Here is a 20,223-nt window from a genome sequence, read left to right as displayed (position 1 = left end):
CCAACCGGAACACCCCATGAACCAGCCATCAATGTCCAGCACGCCGACCCCACCCAGCTTGCGTGAACGAGCCCGCACCCAGCTTTCAAGCAACGCCCATGACGCCCTGGTGGGCCGCGATGCCAGCTCGGCCCTCAAGGTCTTGTTTGACTTGGCCTCCTCGCCAGACACGGCGCACGACGCTCTGGCTTTGCTGCACGAGTTGCAGGTGCACCAAGTGGAGTTGGACCTGCAAAACGAAGAACTGTTGGCTTCACGCGCCGAGCTGGAGTCAACCTGCCAGCGCCAGCAACTGTTGCACGACGCCTGGCCCAGTGCCCACATCACGCTCGACGCTGCAGGTGCTGTGCTGGCCTGCAATGCCCAGGCCTTGGCCTGTTTGCAGCAAACGCTGCCCACCTTGCAAGGCACGCCTTTGGCCTCATGGCTGCCCATCCAGGACACCCCCCGCCTTCAAGCCTGGCTGTCCCAAGTTCAGCAGACCCACACCCACCAAAGCCTGCAATTGACTTTGACCGTGCGTGGCCGAGCCCCACAAACCGTGTGCGCTGCGGCCTGCCCCAACCCCTTGGCCCCTGGGGTGCTGATCACTTGGGTCGATGTACCGCCCATCGAATGAAGCCCCTTGGTGGTGCAGCGCACCGACCACACAGCCATTGCTTTCTACGATGAAGAGGCTTGAACAGAAGGCTAATTCAGCTCCTGTTCACGCATGGGGCCAGGCCTTGGCTTGGTCGTTCTGACTGACTGCACGATAGGACTTCATATGATTCAAAAAACGACCTGGGCCGCATTGGCCGCTTCTTTGGTGTTGCTGGCTGCTTCTGGCTGCGCGGTCTCGCGCGGACAAGAGTCCATGGGGGCTTACGTGGACGACACAGGCATCACCACCTTGGTCAAGTCGCGCTTTTTTGAGGACAAGGATGTGGCAGGCACCGCCATCAGTGTCGAAACACTGAACGGCACAGTCATGCTGTCTGGCTTTGCCAAAAGCGCCTTGGAACGCAACAAGGCCGAGACCATTGCACGCGGGGTCAGAGGCGTGACCTCGGTGAAAAACGAGATCGCGGTTCGGCCCTGAGCCCCGCGCATCCAGCTGACCCAGCACCGAACTTGGCCAGCATGAACCCAGCGCCCAAGGCCTGAACCCCCAAGGCCTCGCGGGCGCGGCCACAGTTCGTGGCGGACACGATCTGGGCACTTGAAAAATGCACGCGTTTGCGTGCATTTTTCATGGTGCAAGGGGCATCTCAAACACCGCACGCAGCGGCAAGGTGTCGGGCAACACATAAACCACGCCGATGTGCTGCGCAAACGTGGGCACCACCACCTTTTGCCAAAAGGCCACCGGCACATTGATGCAACCATAAGAGATGCGGTTATCGTCCGGCTCAGGACTGGCCAGGCGTTGCAGGCGGCGCTCTTTCGCTGGATGACGGCGAACCGGGTGCAAGGAGATGCCCTGCTCGTAGTCCACCCACAAAATGGCTTGATCGGCCACATTGCGCCCCATGGTCGCCACAAATCGGCCGGCTGGGGTGGTGCGCTCCCAGGGCTGAATGCTCGACAGGGGTCGGTCGCCAATACCGGCCACCCCCTCGTCGCCACGGGCCAGCCCCAACAAGGCGGGTGAGGCCCCTTGCAAATGACCATGGCGGTCAAACACAAACACCCTGGCGTGGTGTTTATCGACCAGCACAAAAGGCAATGCCTGGTGGTCACCCGACTGCATCACCCCATGGGCCACGGCCCGAACTTCGGCAGAAGGCCGTTCTTGGCCAAAGTCAATGGACTGGACCTGCGCCAGAACTGGCGTGTGCAAAGACACCAGCATCACGGCGCTGGCCCAGATGGGTGTGCCCAAAACCAGCGCAGCGGCCACTCCCGGACGACGCCAAGTCCAGCGTTGTGGGCGGTGGAGTGAAGCAGTCACGGAACTCAAGGGCGCAGGACCTCAGGGGCTCAATTGCGGTCTTGCTTGCGTGGCAGAACAGGCGTTGCAAGGGGCCGCGTCAAAGGCTTGAGCGCTGGGGTGGTTTGTGGACTTGAAGGGGGTGTGGTGGCAGCTCGGCTTGGCGTGGCCTGGGCGGGCCGCACAGGCACGGGCGTGAGCGCCTGAGCCTCCGGCACCACCACAGGGCCTGGCACGGTGGCCGTGGGCGGGATCAGGCCCAACACAACTGGAAAGTCATCTGACGGCGCAACCGGGGGAATCGACGCCTCGTTGGGCACAGTGACTTGCGGGGGGATCGCGACCTCGGGGGGCACGACCACCTCAGGTGGCACCACCACCACCGGCGGCACCACTACGTCTGGGGGAATCACCACATCGGGTGGCACCACCACGAGTGGAGGCACCACGGCCGGGGTGATGCTCAGTGCACCATTGACATAACTGATGCTGTAGTTGCCCGGCGTGAAGGTGCCGCCTGTGGCGTCGCTGGCGGTGATGGCATAAGGGCTGCCGGCCACCGATGCCGTGGCCAACTGGCCTGGGCTGCTCAGGGCCACAGTGCCCACGGTCTCGCCGTTGACCAAGGCGCTGGTCACAAAACCGGTCAAAGCCGGTGTTTGCCCATACACCTTGCTCAGGTCCTGCGCCGTGATCGTCAGCGCGGCTGGGGTGATGCTCAGTGCACCATTGACATAACTGATGCTGTAGTTGCCCGGCGTGAAAGTGCCGCCTGTGGCGTCGCTGGCGGTGATGGCATAAGGGCTGCCGGCCACCGCTGCCGTGGCCGACTGGCCGGGGCTGCTCAAGGTCACACTGCCCACGGTCTCGCCGTTGACCAAAGCACTGGTGCTGAAACCCGTCAAGGCGGGGGTCTGCCCATACACCTTGCTCAGATCCTGCGCCGTGATCGTCAGCGCGGCCGGGGTGATGGTGCCCGGGGCCGTGAGCACCGAGACGGCATAGTTCTGGCCCCCATGGCCATCGGTCACGGTGTAGCTCCCGCTGGTCACCAAGGTGCTGTTGCCGGTGCCCAGCACGTCTTGGCTGGCAAATTCCTGACTCAACACGCCATTCAAAGTGTCTGTGGTTTGCAAGCCTGTCACCGTGGGCACCCCCACCGACTGGGTGCTGCCGTTATAGGCCCGCACATCGGTCACGGCTGAGACGGTCAAGGGGCGGACCAGCACATCGGCACGGGCCTGGTAAGTGCCCGCAGGTGTTCCAAAGGGCGCAAACAAATCGTAGGCCGCCTCCAAAAAGGTGGTCTCAAAGACGATGGGCTTGGCCGTGCCAACGTGGCGGGTGTCAAATTGCGCGGCGCTGACCGACCCCAAAGCCACCGGGGGCGCAACGCTGGTCACATCGGGCAACAGGCCACTGACTGTGGCGCTGGGGGTGCCGTCGTAGATTTTGTTGTCTCCTTTGCCAAACACCCAGGCCTTGGCGTTGAGGGTGCCGCCACCGGTGAGCTTGTTGGCATAGGCCAGAATTTCAGCGCTGGTGCTGGCGTAGCTGACGGGGTTGAAACGCACATCGAGTTGGCCCGTGGTCAGCGTCAGGCAATTGAGGCTGCAGCTGATGTTGACGGTGCCCGCAGCCACCCCGGGGCCCGTGCCATCGTTGTCGGCGCGAAACACCATGTTGCCGGTGGTCACGGTGGCGGGCGCAGCCACCATGACGTCTCGGCCAGCCACAGCCGTCAATTGGCCTGTCGTGATGGTGGTGGCCGCGTTCAGGGCCACATCCTGCACGGCGGTGAAGCTGAGCTGGCCCGTGGTCGTGGTCACGGCCGCATCCACCTGGACGTTGCGACCGGCTGTCACGGCCAAGCTGCCGTCGGTGGCGGTGATGGCTTGGTTCACCCGCACATCGCGTGCGGCGTTCAGGCTCAGGGTGGTGGGGGCCGTCCAGACAATGGCCGCATTCACCTGAATATCGCCCAAACCCCCGCCACTCACGCCCGCATTGGTGGTGGTCACGGTGACGTTGGTGCCGCCCAAAGCGGTGACCAAATCGGCCACATTGATTTGTGCCGCACCTGTGCCCGAATCGGGCATAAACACATTGCCCACCAGGCTGGCACCGGTCGTGGCCGACGAAGAAATGGTCACATCGGCGGGGTCCAGCAACCAAGTGCCTGTTGGGCCTTGCGGCGCCTGCGTGTCAACCCTCAAGCCTTGCACATTCAGCCCGTGCGCCGACGTTTCAACCATGCCACCCGCCCCCCCTTGGGGACCGCCACGCGCCAAGATCTGCCCACCTGCACGCACCGAATCGGTGGCCCACAGCACCACCTGTCCGCCTGGCCCTCGCGCCGTCGCATTGGCACGGATGAGCGAGTCCGGGCTCATGTACACGGCCGAGGCGGCGGGCAGATCCGGGTTTTTGCCCTGAAAACCACCCCCCACCAAAACCGCGCCCCCGCCCAGCCCGCCTGACGCATCAATTTGCGCCGAGAACAGACCCACATGCTGCCCCAGGGCGGTCACGCTGCCCCCCTGCTGGCCTGCGCCACCGCGCACATCCAACTGCCCGCCCAAGTTCACCGTGCCACTGTCGGGACTGCCCAACAAAACAATGCGGCCTTGCTGGTTTTCCAGCGTTTGCGCCTGCAACACACCGGTGTTGTTGACCGCATTGCCCAGCAACTGACCAGCCGCCTGTGTGCTCATGAGCACGGTGCCGCCATCGGCTTGCAACAAGCCCGCATTGGACAACAAGGCTTGCGCGACCCCTTGGTCAACGGCCACATTCAGCAAGCCGTCCCCCAAAAGCGACAGGGTCACCACTTGACCGGCCGCCAAGGCCACCGAACCCAGCTGAGCCTTGACCACGCCTTCGTTGTGGACACTGCGGCTGAGCAAAGCCACATAGCCGCCGTCTGCAGCTTGGAGCTGCCCCTGGTTGACGATGTTGCCCGGACCTGCGCCGTCAAAACGGTAACGACCCGCCAGAAAATCGGCATCGCTCAGGCCCAGTGTCGAGGCGACCAAGCCGCCCACACTGACCGAAGCCCCGGCCCCAAACAAAACCCCTTGAGGGTTGATCAAAAAGACCTGACCGTTGGCGGTCAAACTGCCCTGGATCACCGAAGGCTCTGGCCCCAGCACGCGGTTAAGCGCCAGCGCGTGCCGGTTGGGCTGAACAAAACGCACCGATTCACCGGGCAAGATGCCAAAGCTTTGCCAATTGAGCACCACTTGGGGCGTGGTTTGGGTGACCGTCAGCTGACCCGGCAGGCCACCCCAACTGGCTTGCCCTCCACTCACCACGCCCCCACTGGGCAGGGCCTGCGCCACACCCGACCAGGCCAACATCAGGGCCCAAGACAATTTTCGCCAGCCCAGGCCCGAGCGGCCCCCCCGGCTGCAGCGGCCACCGGCGGCTGCCCGGCGGGCGGTGACGCTCACCGCTTGAAAGACCCAGCCGGTGGGGAAAACTGAGTGGGTTCGAAGTGGCTGTATGGTGGACATGGTGTTTTCTCGCAAGGAATGGAAGGGGCGCAGTAAAGCAAGGGGCGGCATCGGCCATTCAGAAATATTTGACGCCCTGAATCCAGAAACGGCCTGAGCGGTCTGGCGCAGAAACGGCGTCGGCATTGCCCAATTTGCGGGCGTAAAACGCCTTGACTGAAAAGTCACGCGTCTGTGTCCAATAAACCCCCACACCGGCACCGCTGAGGTGGCGGTGGGTCGGTGTGCTGGTCCAGGGGCTGTGGTTGAGCTTGACCACACCCGCATCGACAAAAGCCGCCAGATGCACCTGCCCATTTGCCGGTGCCAAGCCCAGCCATTGCTGCCTGACTTCAAGGGTCAGCAAGTAACCTTCGTCGGCAGCCGCTTCGCCCTCGGGATAAGCGCGCACCCCGTACATGCCCCCCAAGGCCATTTTTTCTGAAACATCCAGATTTTGAGAGGCCATCTGCCCACTGAGCGAAGTCCACAAGGTCAGCCCCTGACGCACTTGCTGCATACGGGATACGGCAAATGACAGTTTGTTGAAGTGGCCGTTGGTGTCGGCCGTGCTGGCGTCCAGCGCCCGTGCTGCGGGCGTCTGAATGTCCACATGGCCAGTCGACCAGGCCAAGGAATAGGTGTTCAGACCGCCAGCACCTAGCCCATCGCGTTGGTCGCCATACAAGGACACCGTGGCCACTTGCGCCTGTTTGTCCGTGACCAAGGCCATGGCCTCCAAGCGGTCCTGAAACACCTTGTGGTCCCAGCTCAAGCCCACATTCATGTTGGATTGCCGAGAACGGCGCAAGGGGTAGCTGGCAAACAAGGTGGTGATTCGGGCGTGACCCTGGGCCTGCAGGGGCTCAAACTCATGGCCCAACTGGTACGACAAGTCGCTGTAAGCCAGCCCCAAACGCGCTCGGCCCAGGGGGGCTTGGTACGCGGCGCGCAGGTAATTCAAACCCTCACCCGAGCTCAGTCCGCGCAAGGTCAACAAGTCACCCCGTCCGCTGGGGTTGTTCAAATGGACCGTGGCACCGGCCCGGTATTCGCCCGTGTAACGGTTGCCTGCGTTGTCGGCGTCCAGACTGCCACTGACCAAGGGGCCGGGCTTGAGTTCCACCACCAGGTCGGACAAACCCCTTGATGCGCCCGGCATCAAGGTGGAGCGAACCTGGACACCCGGCACATCGGACAACAACAAGAGGCGCTCTTCCAGCGGCTGCGCCATGATCACATCCCCGTAGTTCAAGTCAGCCAGCAAGGACCGGGGCAGTTGATCGTCCAGGTCACTGCTGTTGTTCAGGGTGATCTGGCCATATTGCCCTTCCAACACCACAAGGGTCACCGCCCCGTTTTGAACTTCCTGGGCTGGCAAATAAGCCTGGGCCACCCCATAGCCCCGCTGCCGATAATGCTGGGTGATTTTGTCGGCCATCTCACCGAGCACCCTCAAACTCAGGGATTGGCCTGGCTCAAAACCTGCAACCTTGACCAATTCGGCCTCGGTGTAGGCGCTGGCACCGGTCACATTCAAGCGTTGTGCCACAAAAACCGCCGCAGGGGCTGGCAAACCGGATGCAGGCTTGGGTGTTGGCAAGTCCAGCTGGGGCGCACGCTGTGGCGCAGCGGGCAGCAGCGGCATTTGCTGCAACAGCCCACCTGCACTGGGCAGGGTTTGGGCCATCAAACCACTTGACACCATGAGCAAAAGGCAAGGGCTCCAGGGGTTTGTTTGCATAAGCACTTTCGATGTCAAAAAATAGAGAACAAAGTCATGCCATCAGGCTAAAGGCCACACCCAAAGTGGACAGTGCGCTGTGGCACACACCCCCCGATTCAGGGCCACAAGACCCCCTGAAAATGAAAAGAACTTGCCCGACCTCGCCGGGGGACCTTTGCCTTAAACTTCACGCCCATGAGCCTTGTTGAACACCCCATCCGCAGCCAATACGAAGACTTCATGCGCCACGTCTACACCACAGGCGTGCAAAAAGGCGACCGCACCGGCACCGGCACGCGCAGTGTGTTTGGCCACCAAATGCGTTTTGATCTGAATGAAGGCTTCCCGCTGGTGACCACCAAGAAGGTGTTTTTGCGGGCCATCATCGTGGAGCTGCTGTGGTTTTTGCGCGGCGACAGCAACGTGAAATGGCTGCAAGAGCGCGGTTGCACCATCTGGGACGAATGGGCGCGTGAAGACGGCTCGCTCGGCCCGGTGTATGGGGTGCAATGGCGCAGCTGGCCGACACCGGGCGGCGGCCACATCGACCAGATGCAGCAGGTCATGGACACACTCAAAAACAACCCCGACAGCCGCCGCATCATCGTGAGTGCCTGGAACGTGGCTGAGCTGGACCAAATGGCCCTCATGCCTTGCCATGCCTTGTTCCAGTTTTATGTGGCCCCACCACAAAACCCCGGTGAAAAAGCCAAACTCAGCTGCCAGCTGTACCAGCGCAGCGCCGACATCTTTTTGGGCGTGCCCTTCAACATCGCCAGTTACGCCTTGCTCACCCACATGGTGGCCCAGCAATGCGACATGGACGTGGGCGACTTCATCTGGACCGGTGGTGATTGCCATATTTACGCGAATCACCACGAGCAAGTCGAGCTGCAGCTCAGCCGCTCGCCCATGGCTTACCCCACACTGCACATCAAGCGCAAACCTGCGTCGATCTTTGATTACGCATTTGAGGACTTCGAGGTCGTGGGCTACGAATGCCACCCCGCCATCAAAGCCCCGGTGGCGGTTTGAGACCCAATTCGATGAAGCTGCACCTGATTTACGCCCGCGCCCGCAATGGCGTCATCGGCAAGAACAACCAGATGCCTTGGCACCTGCCCGAAGACTTGGCGCACTTCAAGCGCGTCACTTTAGGCCAGCCGGTCATCATGGGGCGCAAGACCTGGGACTCTCTGCCCCCCCGGTTTCGCCCACTGCCCGGTCGCCTGAACATCGTCATCACACGCCAGACCGACTGGCAGGCCGATGGCGCACTTCGGGCAGGCTCCATCGAAGAGGCCATGCGTCTGTGTGGCGATGTGCCCGATGCCTGGATCATGGGTGGCGCCGACATTTACCGCCAGGCCGAACCATTGGCCCATACCGCCGTGGTCACTGAAATTGAACTCGATGTCGAAGGCGATGCCTTCGCCCCCGAATTCGGCCCAGATTGGCATGAAGTGCAGCGTGAATCGCATGTTTCGGCACAAGGCCTGCACTTCAGTTTTGTCCATTACCAACACACCCCTTAAGGAATCCTCACATGTCAGGACACGGTTTTCACGTGCACGGCCCGCACGACCACGAACTCGAGCACGCCGCCCAAGGCCATGGCGGCAGTCACACCAACAGCATTGCCATGTTCACGGCGGTCATTGCCACAGTGGGTGCATTGTTTGGTTACATGGGTGGGGCCACACAGGCCAATGCAGGTCTGTACAAAAACAACGCCGCCATCAAAAAGACCGAGGCGTCCAACCAGTGGAACTATTACCAAGCCAAGAGTAGCAAGCAAAACCTGAGCGAATTGGCGCTGGAGTTGGCACCTGCGAGCCGAAAAGACTTTTACGTCGACGAAATCAAACGCTACAAGGGCGAAAAAGCCGAGATCAAAGTGGCCGCTGAAAAGTTGGAAGCCGAATCCAAGTCATGGGATCAGCAATCGGATGAGCAGATGCACCAACACCACCGTTGGGCCCAGGCCACCACCGTCTTGCAAGTGGCCATTGCCATGGCCGCCATTGCCCTGTTGTCCAAGAAAAAGTGGCTCGAATACGTGATGTACGGCGCGGGTGCTGTGGGCGTGATCATCGGCGGCCTGGCTGCTTTGCACATTTAAGGGGCTTCATGAAAATTGCCACTTGGAATGTGAACTCCTTGTCGGTGCGCCTGCCTCAGGTGCTCGATTGGCTGGCCGCACAAAAAGCCGAGGGCGGTGTGGATGTGCTGGCCTTGCAAGAACTCAAACTCACCGACGACAAGTTTCCCGCCGCCGCATTGGCCGAGGCCGGATACCAAGCGCAGTGGTTTGGCCAAAAAACCTACAACGGCGTGGCCTTGATTTCCAGCACTTCGGGCCACGATGTGGTCAAGAACATTCCGGGCTTCGAAGACGACATGTCCCGGGTGATTGCGGCCACTTACCCGGATGGCCTGGGTGGTGAAATTCGGGTGATTGGTGCTTACTTTCCCAATGGCCAGGCCCCCGACAGCGACAAGTTTGTCTACAAAATGCGTTGGTTGGATGCGCTGCGCGAGTGGGTCGCCAGCGAGATGCAAAAACACCCGAACTTGGTGCTGCTGGGTGACTACAACATCACCTTTGACGAACTCGACATGTGGGACCCGGTGGGCCTGAAGGACACGATCCACTGCACCGTCGCCGAACGTGAAAAGCTGCAAGCCCTGATCGACCTGGGCCTGACCGACAGCTTCCGGCTGTTTGAGCAGCCTGAAAAAAGCTACAGCTGGTGGGACTACCGCGAGTTTGCGTTCCGACGCAACCGGGGCCTGCGGATTGACCATATTTTGATTTCCCAAGCCCTCAAAGCCCGGGCCACGGCTTGCGTGATTGACCGTGCGCCCCGCAAAAACGAGCGCCCCAGCGACCACGCGCCCGTGGTCATCACGCTCTAAGGCCATGGGTCCGGCCCTGTGAAGTTTGTACAGGGGAAGGCCCCGCATTTTGTGGGAGTCTCTTGATTTTGTGGGAGCCCCTGCATTTTGTGGGAGCCCCGCCCTCGGGGCGATGGGTGGTGGTCTGCAAGGGTGATCGCGACGAGGGCGTCGCTCCTACAAGGGAAGGCCCCGCATTTTTTGGAGGCCCAGTATTTTTTGGGAGCCCCTGGATTTTGTAGGAGCCCCGCCCTCGGGGCGATGGGTGGTGGTCTGCGAGGGTGATCGCGACGAGGGCGTCTCTCCTACAAGGGAATGCCCCGCATTTTTTGGAGGCCCCGCATTTTGTGGGAGCCCCTGGATTTTGTAGGAGCCCCGCCCTCGGGGCGATTCTTGGTGGTCTACGAGGGTGATTACAAAAATTTACCCTTTTTTATTTTAAAAAACCAAAAAATGAATCGTAATTTTTAAAATCAGAAAAACTTCTGATTTTGACAATGCCCTTTCTCAAACACCCTCTGGTCCGTGCTGTCTGCCTCGCGCAATCGCTCATCTTGATGGTTCCAGCGGCCCCCGTTTACGCGGCCAGCACCAAAACCATCACCTGTGACAGCCGCGATTTCGAACGTGTGCGTTGCGACATCAGCAACAAAAGCGTGCGACTCAAACGGCAACTGTCGGTGTCATCCTGCCGCGAAGGGCGTGATTGGGGTTACGACAAACGCGGGGTGTGGGTGGACAACGGCTGCGAAGCCGAATTTGAGGTCACCCAAGACAGCGGCTTGTCCAATGGCGAAGCCGCAGCGGCCATCATCATTGGGGGTTTGCTTTTAGGCGCATTGGCCATGGGCGATGACGACAAAAAAGCCCCACCAGCGGCAAGCTCTTCGGCGACCATGCCCCCCAATTGGGCGGTGGGTGGGTTCAGAGGACGCAACCCGTCCACACAAAAAAACGAAGACTTGACCATCGAGAGAAATGGGCAAATCAAAGTCTTCCGGCAAGGCCTGACGGTGCCAGGGCAGTGGCTCAGCGGTCAGCAATTGAGCATCCAAAACGACACCTTTCGCGCCGAACGCATCAGCGGCGGTTTGCGCCTGATCCATGCATCGGGGCCATCGTCGGACTACTTTTTGCTCGACTGAGCAAGGCGTTGTGCCCCTGCCAACACAAGGGACTCAGCGGCCTGCATCAACCGTGGCTGGGCATTAAAAACTCACGGCTGATGCGTCCGCCCAGCACGTTCACCCGTTCCAAAAACTGGGTCAGGTAGGCGTGCAGACCTGTGGCCAAGATCTCGTCAATGCGGCCAAAGGCCAGTTCGGCACGCAAACGCCCCGCATGCCGCAAGGTGTCACTGTCAGCATCGTGCGAGACCAGCTTCAAGTTGGACAAGACTTCGTTCAGGCTGGCGTGCAACGAGCGCGGCATGTCCGGGCGCAAGATCAGCAACTCGGCGACCCGCTCGGGCCGGATCACGTCGCGGTAAACCTTGCGGTAGACCTCAAAGCCACTGACGCTGCGCAAGATGGCACTCCAGTGATAAAAGTCGTATTCCTGCGTGCTCTCGGTCTCGGATGCGCCGTATTGTGGTGCGCCAAAAAAGTCGTTGTTCATGGCGTGGAACTTCACGTCCACCAGCCGGGCCGTGTTGTCGGCACGCTCTAAAAATGTGCCCATGCGCATGAAGTACAGCGATTCGTCCATCAGCATGGTGCCCACCGTCACGCCGCGTGACAGGTGCGAGCGAAATTTCACCCACTCGAAAAACTGCCCCGGGTCGCGTTCGAACTCGCCGCTTTTGAGCATGCGGTTGACTTCAAGCCAGGTCTGGTTTTGTGTCTCCCACACCTCGGTGGTCAGGGTGCCGCGCACCGCCCGGGCGTTTTCACGGGCGGCACGCAAGCACGACAGGATGGACGAGGGGTTGTTCTCGTTTTTGACCATGAAAGCCATGACATCGCGCGGCGTGATGGTTTTGTAGAGTGACAAATACGAGGGCAACAGCTCACTGATGGACAAAATGCCCTCCCAGCCAACTTCGACCGCAGCGGCAGACTGGGGCAAAAGCGAGGTTTCATAGCTCACATTGAGCATGCGGGCCGTGTTCTCGGCCCGCTCCATGTAGCGGGACATCCAGAAAAGGTGGTCGGCGGTTCTTGATAGCATGGTGAATTCCTTGGAGATTCTTGGACAGGCTTGACTTGGTTTTTGTAGGTCGGCGGCTTCAGCCCCGACATTCAAGGTTAATCAAGCACGATGTCGGGGCTAAAGCCGCCGACCTACGGGGAGACCTTGTGAATGCATGGTTCAGTCTTGCAATATCCAGGTGTCTTTGGTGCCGCCGCCTTGGCTGCTGTTGACCACCAAAGAGCCTTCTTTCAGCGCCACGCGGGTCAGCCCGCCAGGCACCATCTGCACCGTGCGGCCACTCAGCACAAAGGGGCGCAGGTCGATGTGGCGCGGCGCGATGCCGCTGTCGACATACGTGGGGCAAGTGGACAAGCTGAGCGTGGGCTGGGCGATGTAGCCCTCGGGGTTGGCCAGCAATGCGCCACGGAAGCGCTCGATCTCTGCCTGGGTGGAAGCGGGGCCGACCAGCATGCCGTAGCCGCCTGCGCCGTGCACTTCTTTGACCACCAGGTCTTTCAGGTGGGCCAGGGTGTACTGCAGGTCGTCGGGTTTGCGGCACTGATAAGTGGGCACGTTTTTGAGGATCGGCTCCTCACCCAAATAAAACTTGATCATGTCGGGCACATAGGGGTAGATCGACTTGTCGTCGGCCACGCCCGTGCCCACCGCGTTGCAGATCGCCACATGACCGGCTTTGTAGGCGTCCATCAGGCCCGCGCAGCCCAGTGTGGAGGTAGGGCGGAACACATTCGGGTCCAAGAAGTCGTCGTCAACCCGGCGGTAGATCACGTCCACCCGCTTGGGGCCGCGCGTGGTGCGCATGTAGACGAACTTGTCTTTGACAAACAGGTCTTGCCCTTCGACCAACTCCACACCCATTTGCTGGGCCAAAAAGGCGTGCTCAAAGTAGGCGCTGTTGTACATGCCGGGCGTGAGCACCACGACCGTGGGCTCGGCCGTGGTGGCAGGGCTGCTGGCACGCAGGGTCTCCAGCAGCAAGTCGGGGTAATGCGCCACCGGGGCCACGCGGTGCTGGCTGAACAGTTCGGGGAACAGCCGCATCATCATCTTGCGGTCTTCCAGCATGTAGCTCACGCCACTGGGCACGCGCAGGTTGTCTTCGAGCACGTAGTACTCGCCATGGCCTGCGCTGTCGGGGGCACGCACGATGTCGATGCCGCTGATGTGTGAATAGATGTTGTTCGGCACGTCCACGCCGACCATCTCGGGGCGGAACTGGGCGTTGCGCTCGATCTGCTCGCGCGGCACCACCCCGGCCCTCAAGATGTCCTGGTCGTGGTAGACGTCGTGGATGAAGCGGTTCAGGGCCGTGACGCGCTGCACCAACCCGGCTTCCATGCTTTTCCACTCTTGGGCGGCAATGACGCGGGGAATCAGGTCAAAGGGGATCAAGCGCTCGGTGCCCGATCCGTCTTCGTCTTTGTCGCCATAAACAGCAAAAGTGATGCCCACACGGCGAAAAATCATCTCTGCTTCTTCGCGTCGCGAAGCCATGGTCTGGGGGTCTTGCGCTTGTAACCATCGGGCATAGGCCAAGTAATGGTCTCTGACTTCTGCGGTATCGCCTGCTGCAGGCAAGCGGCTGTACATTTCATCGAATTGGCGCATGACTCTTCACTCCTGATGACCTCAAAGCAAGATGTATACCCACCCCCGTGGCACGGGCAGAGATCCTCCATGTCGAGGGGAAAAAGACTTGATTGTTCATCAAGGGGGAAGGTGGTGCCAATAGCGGCGTGACTGGACCCGTTCGCAAACCAGTTGCTCCGGCCTGTCGCTGCGCCAGCGGGCTGCACCACAACGGGGACTGTCCACCCATTGGATTTGCAAGTCCTTGTAACGGACCATCACCTCGGGTGCAGGGTGTCCAAATCGATTGCGATAACCCGCTTGCACCATGGCCCATTGGGGCTGCAGGGCTTGCAAAAAAGCGGTGCTCGACGATGTCTTGCTGCCGTGGTGGGGCACCAACAACCAGTCCACGGGCTTCAAACCCTGGCGCACCAAATCCAGCTCTTGGGCTGCCTCGATGTCCCCGGCCAACAAGGCAGACCCCCCTGCACCCTGAATGCGCAGCACACAGCTGACGGCGTTGGGGCGGATCTTGGACACGCTTGGGCCCTTGGCCACCCGGGATGCCGCCAAGGGATGAAGCACTTCAAAATGAACACCGTCCCAAACCCAAGACTGCCCCGCTTGACAAGGTGTCCAGTCAGGCCTGAGCGCGTGCAGGGGGTGTTCATCCTCCAGCGAAGTCCACAACTTGGCCTGCGCTTGCATGGCGAGCACGGCCGCAGCACCCCCCGTGTGGTCACTGTCCCGGTGACTGAGCACCAGGGCATCGAGCTGTTCACCCATTTGGGCCAATAAAGGCACCAGCACCCGGTGGCCCGCATCGCTCTCGGCGGAATAACGTGGCCCGGCGTCATACAACAAACTGTGCGTGGCCGTGCGAACCAAGACCGCGTTGCCTTGCCCGACATCGGCCGCCAAAAGATCAAACACGCCGTGGGCAGGGCGTTGTGGAGACCACCCCATCACAGGCCAAAGCAAGGGCAAGCACAACAATTTCCAGGACCAAGGCAACTTGAGCACGAGTCCCGCTGCGCCCAGCAAAGCCAACAGCGCCAAACCCCATGGCGGCTGGGCCACCGCGACACTGGCCAAGGGCCACGACGCCAACCATGCCAACACCTGAGCCATGGGCAACAAAGCCCAAGCGGCCAGGACCCAGGCCTCGGTCCAGACGACCCCCAGCATGGCCAAGGGCGTGACCACCAGGGTCACCCAAGGTATCGCCAGCAAATTGGCCAACAAGCCCACCACCGACACCTGACCAAAAAAAAGCAAGGTCAGTGGGGCCAAAGCCAGCGTGACCGTGGCTTGTTCGCGGCACAAAGCCACCAAACGCTGGAGCACAAAAAATCCCCAAATGGGTAATTTTTTTGCACTCAAACGGTGCGTGACTCCAGGATGCTCTGATTTGGTGCCCGGGCTCAGGCCCTGCGGTGCAGGTGACTGGGGAGGACCTTTTTGATCGGGTCCAGAAGCCATCAACACCCCCACCGCCACAAAACTCAACCAAAAACCCGGTTGCAACAAAGCCCAAGGGTCAAACGTCAAGACCACGGCCCCCGCCGTCCACCAAATCAGTGCACCCGACCATTGCCGGGCCAAGCTGTTGAGGCCCGCCACCACCAGCAGCATGAGCAATGTGCGCTGGGCCGGCACCCCCCAACCACTGAACAAAGCGTAAAAAGCCGCCAAGGCCAAACCCACCACAGCCCCCACATGCACAGCAGGCCAGCGCAAAGGACCTGAAAACCCCCACAGAGCCGACTTGCGCCAGCACCCCGCGACCAAGCCAGAGGCGATCCAGGCAAACATGGTCACATGCAAGCCCGAGATGCTCATCAGGTGCGAGACACCCGTGGCCCGAAACACATCCCAATCGCTGCGGTCAATCGCCGCCTGATCACCGGTGACCAGCGCAGCCACCACCCCTGCCCGCTTGGCGGCCTCGGCATCGCTGCCTGGGGGAGACAGATGGGTCAACAAGCGATCGCGCACCGCCTGACGCCAGCCCTCGATCGGGTGGGCCCAAGTGCTGGCCAAGCGCCGGGGAGCGGGGTCTTTGGCACGGGTTCGGACATAACCGGTGGCGCGGATGCCTTGTTCCCACAGCCACAGCTCGTAGTCAAAGCCTCGCGGGTTGAGGTGGCCGTGTGGCGCTTTCAAACGCACCCGAAAGCGCCAGCGCTCACCCGCTTTGACGGGCTCGGGCAGGGGCGACAGGTTCCAGCCACTGTCGTGCAGGCCCTCTTGGCCGTACCAGCCCAGATAAACCTGGGACGGCACTTGGGCATCCACCACCAGCGCATGGCTGGCACCTGTGGCCCCCGATCCGTCCACTTGCCAGGCTTGTTCAATCCGAAAACGAAAGCGCCAACCCAAGTCCTGGCGCTGCGGCATGGCCTGCACCACACCCACCACATCCAGATCCTGCCCCTCGAGGATCGGATCGATGGTGCTGACCCGCGTCCAAGCATGCAAGCCCGTCACGCCAAAAGCAGCCGCTGCCCACACCAAGGCCCAAGCCGCATGATGAACAGCCCACCCGGCTCTTTCATGGCCCAGCTTACGCCGCAGCACCACAGCGCCAGCCATCACGGCACACAAGCCCCCCGCATAAGCCTGCCAAGGCCACAAGACCGCTTGCTGCAAGGCCAATGCCACCCCCATGCACCAAGCGGCCAAGGCCCACCCCAAACTGCGGGCCCAGCCCATCGATGTCATGACGCCCACTCCGCACATGCCGCTGCTGAGCGTCTGGGCTCAGTGCTGGCTTGCCCTGGGTGCCGGGCGTTTTGAGGGGGTGCATGGCTGGGCCGTTCTGGCCCATGGCACCCCCTGCCCTGCTCGCTCATCTGCTCCGTCTTACCGTCACGCTTCATGGCAGCCTCCCTGATTTGGCTGGTGTTTGTGCTTGGCTTGTGGCGCTCTTGTATTGGAATGGCGTCTGCCCGGGTCTGCAGGGGCAGACAAAAGCCCATCCTGGCGCGTGTCTTGCTTGTTGTAACCGCCCAAGCTGCATTTGTCATGCGTGCAGCCCCTGTTGCGCCTTTAGAAATATGTCGATACACGTTGCCCTGCACCACGTCACCCACTACACCTACGACCGCCCCGTGCAGCTCGGCCCGCAAGTCATCCGATTGCGTCCTGCCCCGCACAGCCGCAGCCGCATCCTGAGCTACAGCCTCAAAGTCGAGCCCGAGGAGCACTTCATCAACTGGCAACAAGACGCCTTTGCCAATTACCAGGCCCGTCTGGTTTTCCCCCAAAAAACCACCTCGTTCAAAGTCACGGTGGATGTGGTCACCGAAATGGCCGTGTTCAACCCCTTCGACTTTTTTCTGGAACCCACAGCCGAAAAAGTGCCGTTCAAATACACGGACACCGTGCGAGAAGAGCTGCAGTCCTACTTGGTCAAGGAACACAAAACGCCCTTGTTCAAGAAATACCTGGCCAGCATGGACCGCAAGCGCCAGCGCACCATCGACTTTTTAGTGCAAATCAACCAGCGTCTGCACCAGGACATTCGCTACACCATCCGCATGGAGCCAGGGGTGCAGACGGCCGAAGAAACACTCACGCTCAAAAGCGGGTCTTGCCGGGACTCGGCCTGGCTCTTGGTGCAGCTGTTCCGTCACATGAACATCGCGGCCCGTTTTGTCTCGGGCTATTTGATCCAACTGGCACCGGATGTGAAATCGCTCGATGGCCCCAGCGGCACCGAAGTCGATTTCACCGACCTGCACGCCTGGTGCGAGGTGTATTTGCCCGGTGCAGGCTGGGTGGGGCTGGACCCCACTTCGGGTCTGCTGGCCGGTGAAGGCCACATTCCACTGGCCTGCACACCACAACCCTCGGCCGCCGCGCCCATCGAGGGCCTGATGGACAAGGCCGAGGTGACGTTTCACCATGACATGAGCGTCACCCGCATCCACGAGTCCCCCCGCGTGACCAAGCCCTACACCGAAGAACAATGGGACGCCGTGCTGCACTTGGGTGAGCAAGTGGACGCGCAATTGGTGGCCCAAGACGTGCGCCTGACCATGGGCGGCGAGCCCACTTTTGTGGCCACGCAGGACCGCGATGCGGCAGAGTGGAACACCGACGCCTTGGGCCCCACCAAACGGGGACTGGCCACCGAGTTGGTGCACAAACTGCGCCAGCAATACGGCCAAGGCGGTTTTTTGCACTTTGGCCAGGGCAAGTGGTACCCGGGCGAACAACTGCCGCGCTGGGCGCTGAGCATTTACTGGCGGGCCGACGGCACGCCCTGCTGGCAAGATCCTGCGGTCTTTGCCGATGAACGCGAACCCAGCGCCTACACCAGCGCCGATGCCCAGCGCTTCATGCAGGCCCTCACGTCACACCTGGGTTTGCCGGACGACACCGTGCTGCCCGGCTACGAAGACACCTGGTACTACCTGTGGCGCGAGCGCCGTTTGCCGGTGAACGTGGACCCGTTTGATGCGCGGCTGGACGACGAAATGGAGCGCAACCGCCTGCGCCGCATTTTCAGCCAAGGGTTGGACCAGGCCGTGGGCTATGTGCTGCCGCTGCAGCCCGTGGAGGTGCCCGAAGGCGCCCCGCTGCCCGCAGGCAGTGTTTCGCCATGGCAAACCGGCAACTGGTTTGTCCGCGAAGAGCGCCTGTATTTGATGCCCGGCGACTCCCCCATGGGCTGGCGCTTGCCGCTGGACTCGCTGCCTTGGGCCGCGCCGACCGAGCGCTGGCACATGATCGAGCAAGACCCCTTTGCCCCCAGAACGCCACTGCCCACCAGCACCCCCCTGAGCTTGCAATCGCGCAACCACACCGCCCCAACGGTCCGCACCGCGCCTGAAAAATTCAAGTCTGACCCCTCGGTGGTGCGCACCGCCCTGTGCGTAGAAGTGCGCGACCCCAACCGTGCCAACGGCCCCAAAGTCGAGGCCGATGCCCTGGCCAAAGGCGAAAAATCCGGCGTGCTGTACGTCTTCATGCCGCCTCTGGCGCGTCTGGAAGACTACCTGGCCCTGGTCAGCGCGGTGGAAGCCACGGCGCTGAAGCTGGGCATGAAAATCGTCCTGGAAGGCTACCCGCCCCCGCGCGACCCGCGCCTGAAACTGCTGCAGGTCACGCCCGACCCCGGCGTGATCGAAGTCAACATCCACCCGGCGCACAACTGGACCGAACTGGTCGAGCACACCGAGTTCTTGTACCAAGCCGCCTTTGAAACCCGCCTGTCGGCCGAAAAATTCATGACCGATGGCCGCCATACCGGCACGGGCGGGGGCAACCACATGGTGATGGGAGGCGCCACGCCTGACGACAGCCCGTTCTTGCGCCGCCCCGAACTGCTGGCCAGCCTGATCCTTTACTGGCACAACCACCCGAGCCTGAGCTATTTGTTCAGCGGCATGTTCATCGGCCCCACCAGCCAAGCCCCGCGTGTGGACGAAGCGCGAAACGACCAGGTCTATGAGCTGGAGATTGCGCTGCGCGTGATCACGCGCAACCGAAAAAAATACGGCACCGACATGGCCCCCTGGGTGGTGGACCGCACCCTGCGCAACATCTTGGTGGACGTGACCGGCAACACCCACCGCAGCGAGTTTTGCATCGACAAGATGTACTCGCCCGACAGCAGCACCGGGCGCTTGGGCCTGTTGGAATTGCGTGCCTTCGAAATGCCGCCCCACGCCCGCATGAGCATTGTTCAGCAATTGCTGCTCAGAGCGCTGGTGGCCCGCTTCTGGGACAAACCGTATTTGGCCCCCGTGAGCCGCTGGGGCACTGAGCTGCACGACCGCTTCATGCTGCCGCACTGGATCCACAAAGACTTTGACGACGTGCTGACCGAATTGGGCGACGCTGGTTTTCACTTCGACCCCACCTGGTTTGCACCGCATTTTGAATTTCGCTTCCCCTTGGTGGGCCAAATCCAGGTGGACGGCACGGTCGTCACCCTGCGCAATGCGCTGGAGCCCTGGCACGTCATGGGCGAAGAAAGCAGCGCGGGCGGAACGGCCCGCTATGTGGATTCATCGCTCGAACGCATCGAGGTGCATGTCAGCGGCATGAACCCCGCGCGCCACACCCTCACCGTCAACGGCAAACCTTTGCCCCTGCAAGCCACAGGCGTGGTCGGCGAGTACGTCGCCAGCGTGCGCTACAAAGCGTGGAATCCCCCTTCCTCATTGCACCCCAGCATCGGCATGCACGCCCCGCTGACGGTGGACTTGGTGGACACCTGGATGAAGCGCTCGTTGGGTGGCTGCCAATACCATGTGGTGCACCCCGGCGGGCGCAGTTACGACACCTTCCCGGTCAACGCCTATGAAGCCGAAAGCCGCCGCATGGCCCGCTTCTTCCGCATGGGACACACGCCCGGAACCATGAAGCACCTGCCCACGCTGGTGCCCAACGCTTCGCTGCACGCCAGTGCAGAGTTCCCCTACACCCTGGATTTGCGAAGGGTGTGAAACACA

The 20,223-nt window shown here is 61.3% G+C and carries 14 protein-coding genes; 8 read left to right on the top strand and 6 right to left on the bottom strand.

Annotation, left to right across the window (positions count from 1 at the left end; translation table 11 throughout):
- Positions 1–16 precede the first annotated feature (16 nt).
- Complete coding sequence (locus AMM41_RS20285) at positions 17–619, top strand: PAS domain-containing protein (protein ID WP_089963583.1); 603 nt, start codon at positions 17–19, stop codon at positions 617–619.
- Positions 620–766: 147 nt separating this feature from the next.
- Positions 767–1,081, top strand: a complete 315-nt coding sequence (locus AMM41_RS20280; protein WP_089963581.1) for a BON domain-containing protein — start codon at positions 767–769, stop codon at positions 1,079–1,081.
- A 150-nt stretch (positions 1,082–1,231) separates the two neighbouring features.
- Here the strand turns inward: AMM41_RS20280 and AMM41_RS20275 are convergent, their stop codons facing one another.
- From AMM41_RS20275 to AMM41_RS20265, 3 genes are read right to left on the bottom strand one after another with little or no spacing between them, the layout of a single operon-like run.
- Positions 1,232–1,933, bottom strand: coding sequence for a hypothetical protein (locus AMM41_RS20275; RefSeq protein WP_228769379.1), 702 nt, complete (start codon positions 1,931–1,933; stop codon positions 1,232–1,234).
- Positions 1,934–1,962: 29 nt separating this feature from the next.
- A complete protein-coding gene (locus AMM41_RS20270) occupies positions 1,963–5,427 on the bottom strand; it encodes a two-partner secretion domain-containing protein (RefSeq protein WP_194944904.1) in 3,465 nt (1,154 codons plus the stop codon).
- A gap of 58 nt (positions 5,428–5,485) precedes the next feature.
- A complete protein-coding gene (locus AMM41_RS20265; protein WP_089963576.1) occupies positions 5,486–7,150 on the bottom strand; it encodes a ShlB/FhaC/HecB family hemolysin secretion/activation protein in 1,665 nt (554 codons plus the stop codon).
- A 177-nt stretch (positions 7,151–7,327) separates the two neighbouring features.
- On the opposite strand from AMM41_RS20265, the gene AMM41_RS20260 reads away from it, so the two are divergent.
- From AMM41_RS20260 to AMM41_RS20240, 5 genes are all read left to right on the top strand, one after another.
- Positions 7,328–8,167 (top strand): thymidylate synthase, encoded by an 840-nt coding sequence (locus tag AMM41_RS20260; RefSeq protein WP_089963575.1) that lies wholly within the window; start codon positions 7,328–7,330, stop codon positions 8,165–8,167.
- 11 nt (positions 8,168–8,178) lie between these two features.
- A complete protein-coding gene (locus tag AMM41_RS20255; RefSeq protein WP_089963573.1) occupies positions 8,179–8,667 on the top strand; it encodes a dihydrofolate reductase in 489 nt (162 codons plus the stop codon).
- An 11-nt stretch (positions 8,668–8,678) separates the two neighbouring features.
- Entirely contained in the window at positions 8,679–9,254 is a 576-nt protein-coding gene (locus AMM41_RS20250) for a DUF4337 domain-containing protein (RefSeq protein WP_089963572.1), read from the top strand.
- 8 nt (positions 9,255–9,262) lie between these two features.
- Positions 9,263–10,051: an exodeoxyribonuclease III gene (gene xth / locus AMM41_RS20245; RefSeq protein WP_089963570.1), complete on the top strand. Its 789-nt coding sequence runs from the start codon at positions 9,263–9,265 to the stop codon at positions 10,049–10,051.
- Positions 10,052–10,527: 476 nt separating this feature from the next.
- On the top strand, positions 10,528–11,175 hold the full coding sequence (locus tag AMM41_RS20240; RefSeq protein ID WP_089963568.1) for a DUF3011 domain-containing protein: 648 nt from the start codon (positions 10,528–10,530) through the stop codon (positions 11,173–11,175).
- A gap of 46 nt (positions 11,176–11,221) precedes the next feature.
- Here the strand turns inward: AMM41_RS20240 and AMM41_RS20235 are convergent, their stop codons facing one another.
- From AMM41_RS20235 to AMM41_RS20225, 3 genes are all read right to left on the bottom strand, one after another.
- Positions 11,222–12,199: an alpha-E domain-containing protein gene (locus AMM41_RS20235; protein WP_089963567.1), complete on the bottom strand. Its 978-nt coding sequence runs from the start codon at positions 12,197–12,199 to the stop codon at positions 11,222–11,224.
- Between the two features lie 141 nt (positions 12,200–12,340).
- Positions 12,341–13,792, bottom strand: coding sequence for a circularly permuted type 2 ATP-grasp protein (locus AMM41_RS20230; RefSeq protein WP_089963565.1), 1,452 nt, complete (start codon positions 13,790–13,792; stop codon positions 12,341–12,343).
- Positions 13,793–13,891: 99 nt separating this feature from the next.
- The gene (locus tag AMM41_RS20225) at positions 13,892–16,480 is read right to left on the bottom strand and encodes a DNA internalization-related competence protein ComEC/Rec2 (protein ID WP_089963595.1); all 2,589 of its coding nucleotides are present in this window, start codon (positions 16,478–16,480) and stop codon (positions 13,892–13,894) included.
- A 335-nt stretch (positions 16,481–16,815) separates the two neighbouring features.
- Here AMM41_RS20225 and AMM41_RS20220 point away from each other — a divergent pair, with 335 nt between their 5' ends.
- Positions 16,816–20,217, top strand: a complete 3,402-nt coding sequence (locus AMM41_RS20220) for a transglutaminase family protein (protein WP_089963564.1) — start codon at positions 16,816–16,818, stop codon at positions 20,215–20,217.
- Positions 20,218–20,223 lie beyond the last annotated feature (6 nt).

This window comes from Limnohabitans sp. 2KL-3, assembly GCF_001269405.1.
Taxonomy (GTDB): Bacteria; Pseudomonadota; Gammaproteobacteria; order Burkholderiales; family Burkholderiaceae_C; genus Limnohabitans_A.
This window is presented reverse-complemented; position numbering and strand designations above follow the sequence as displayed.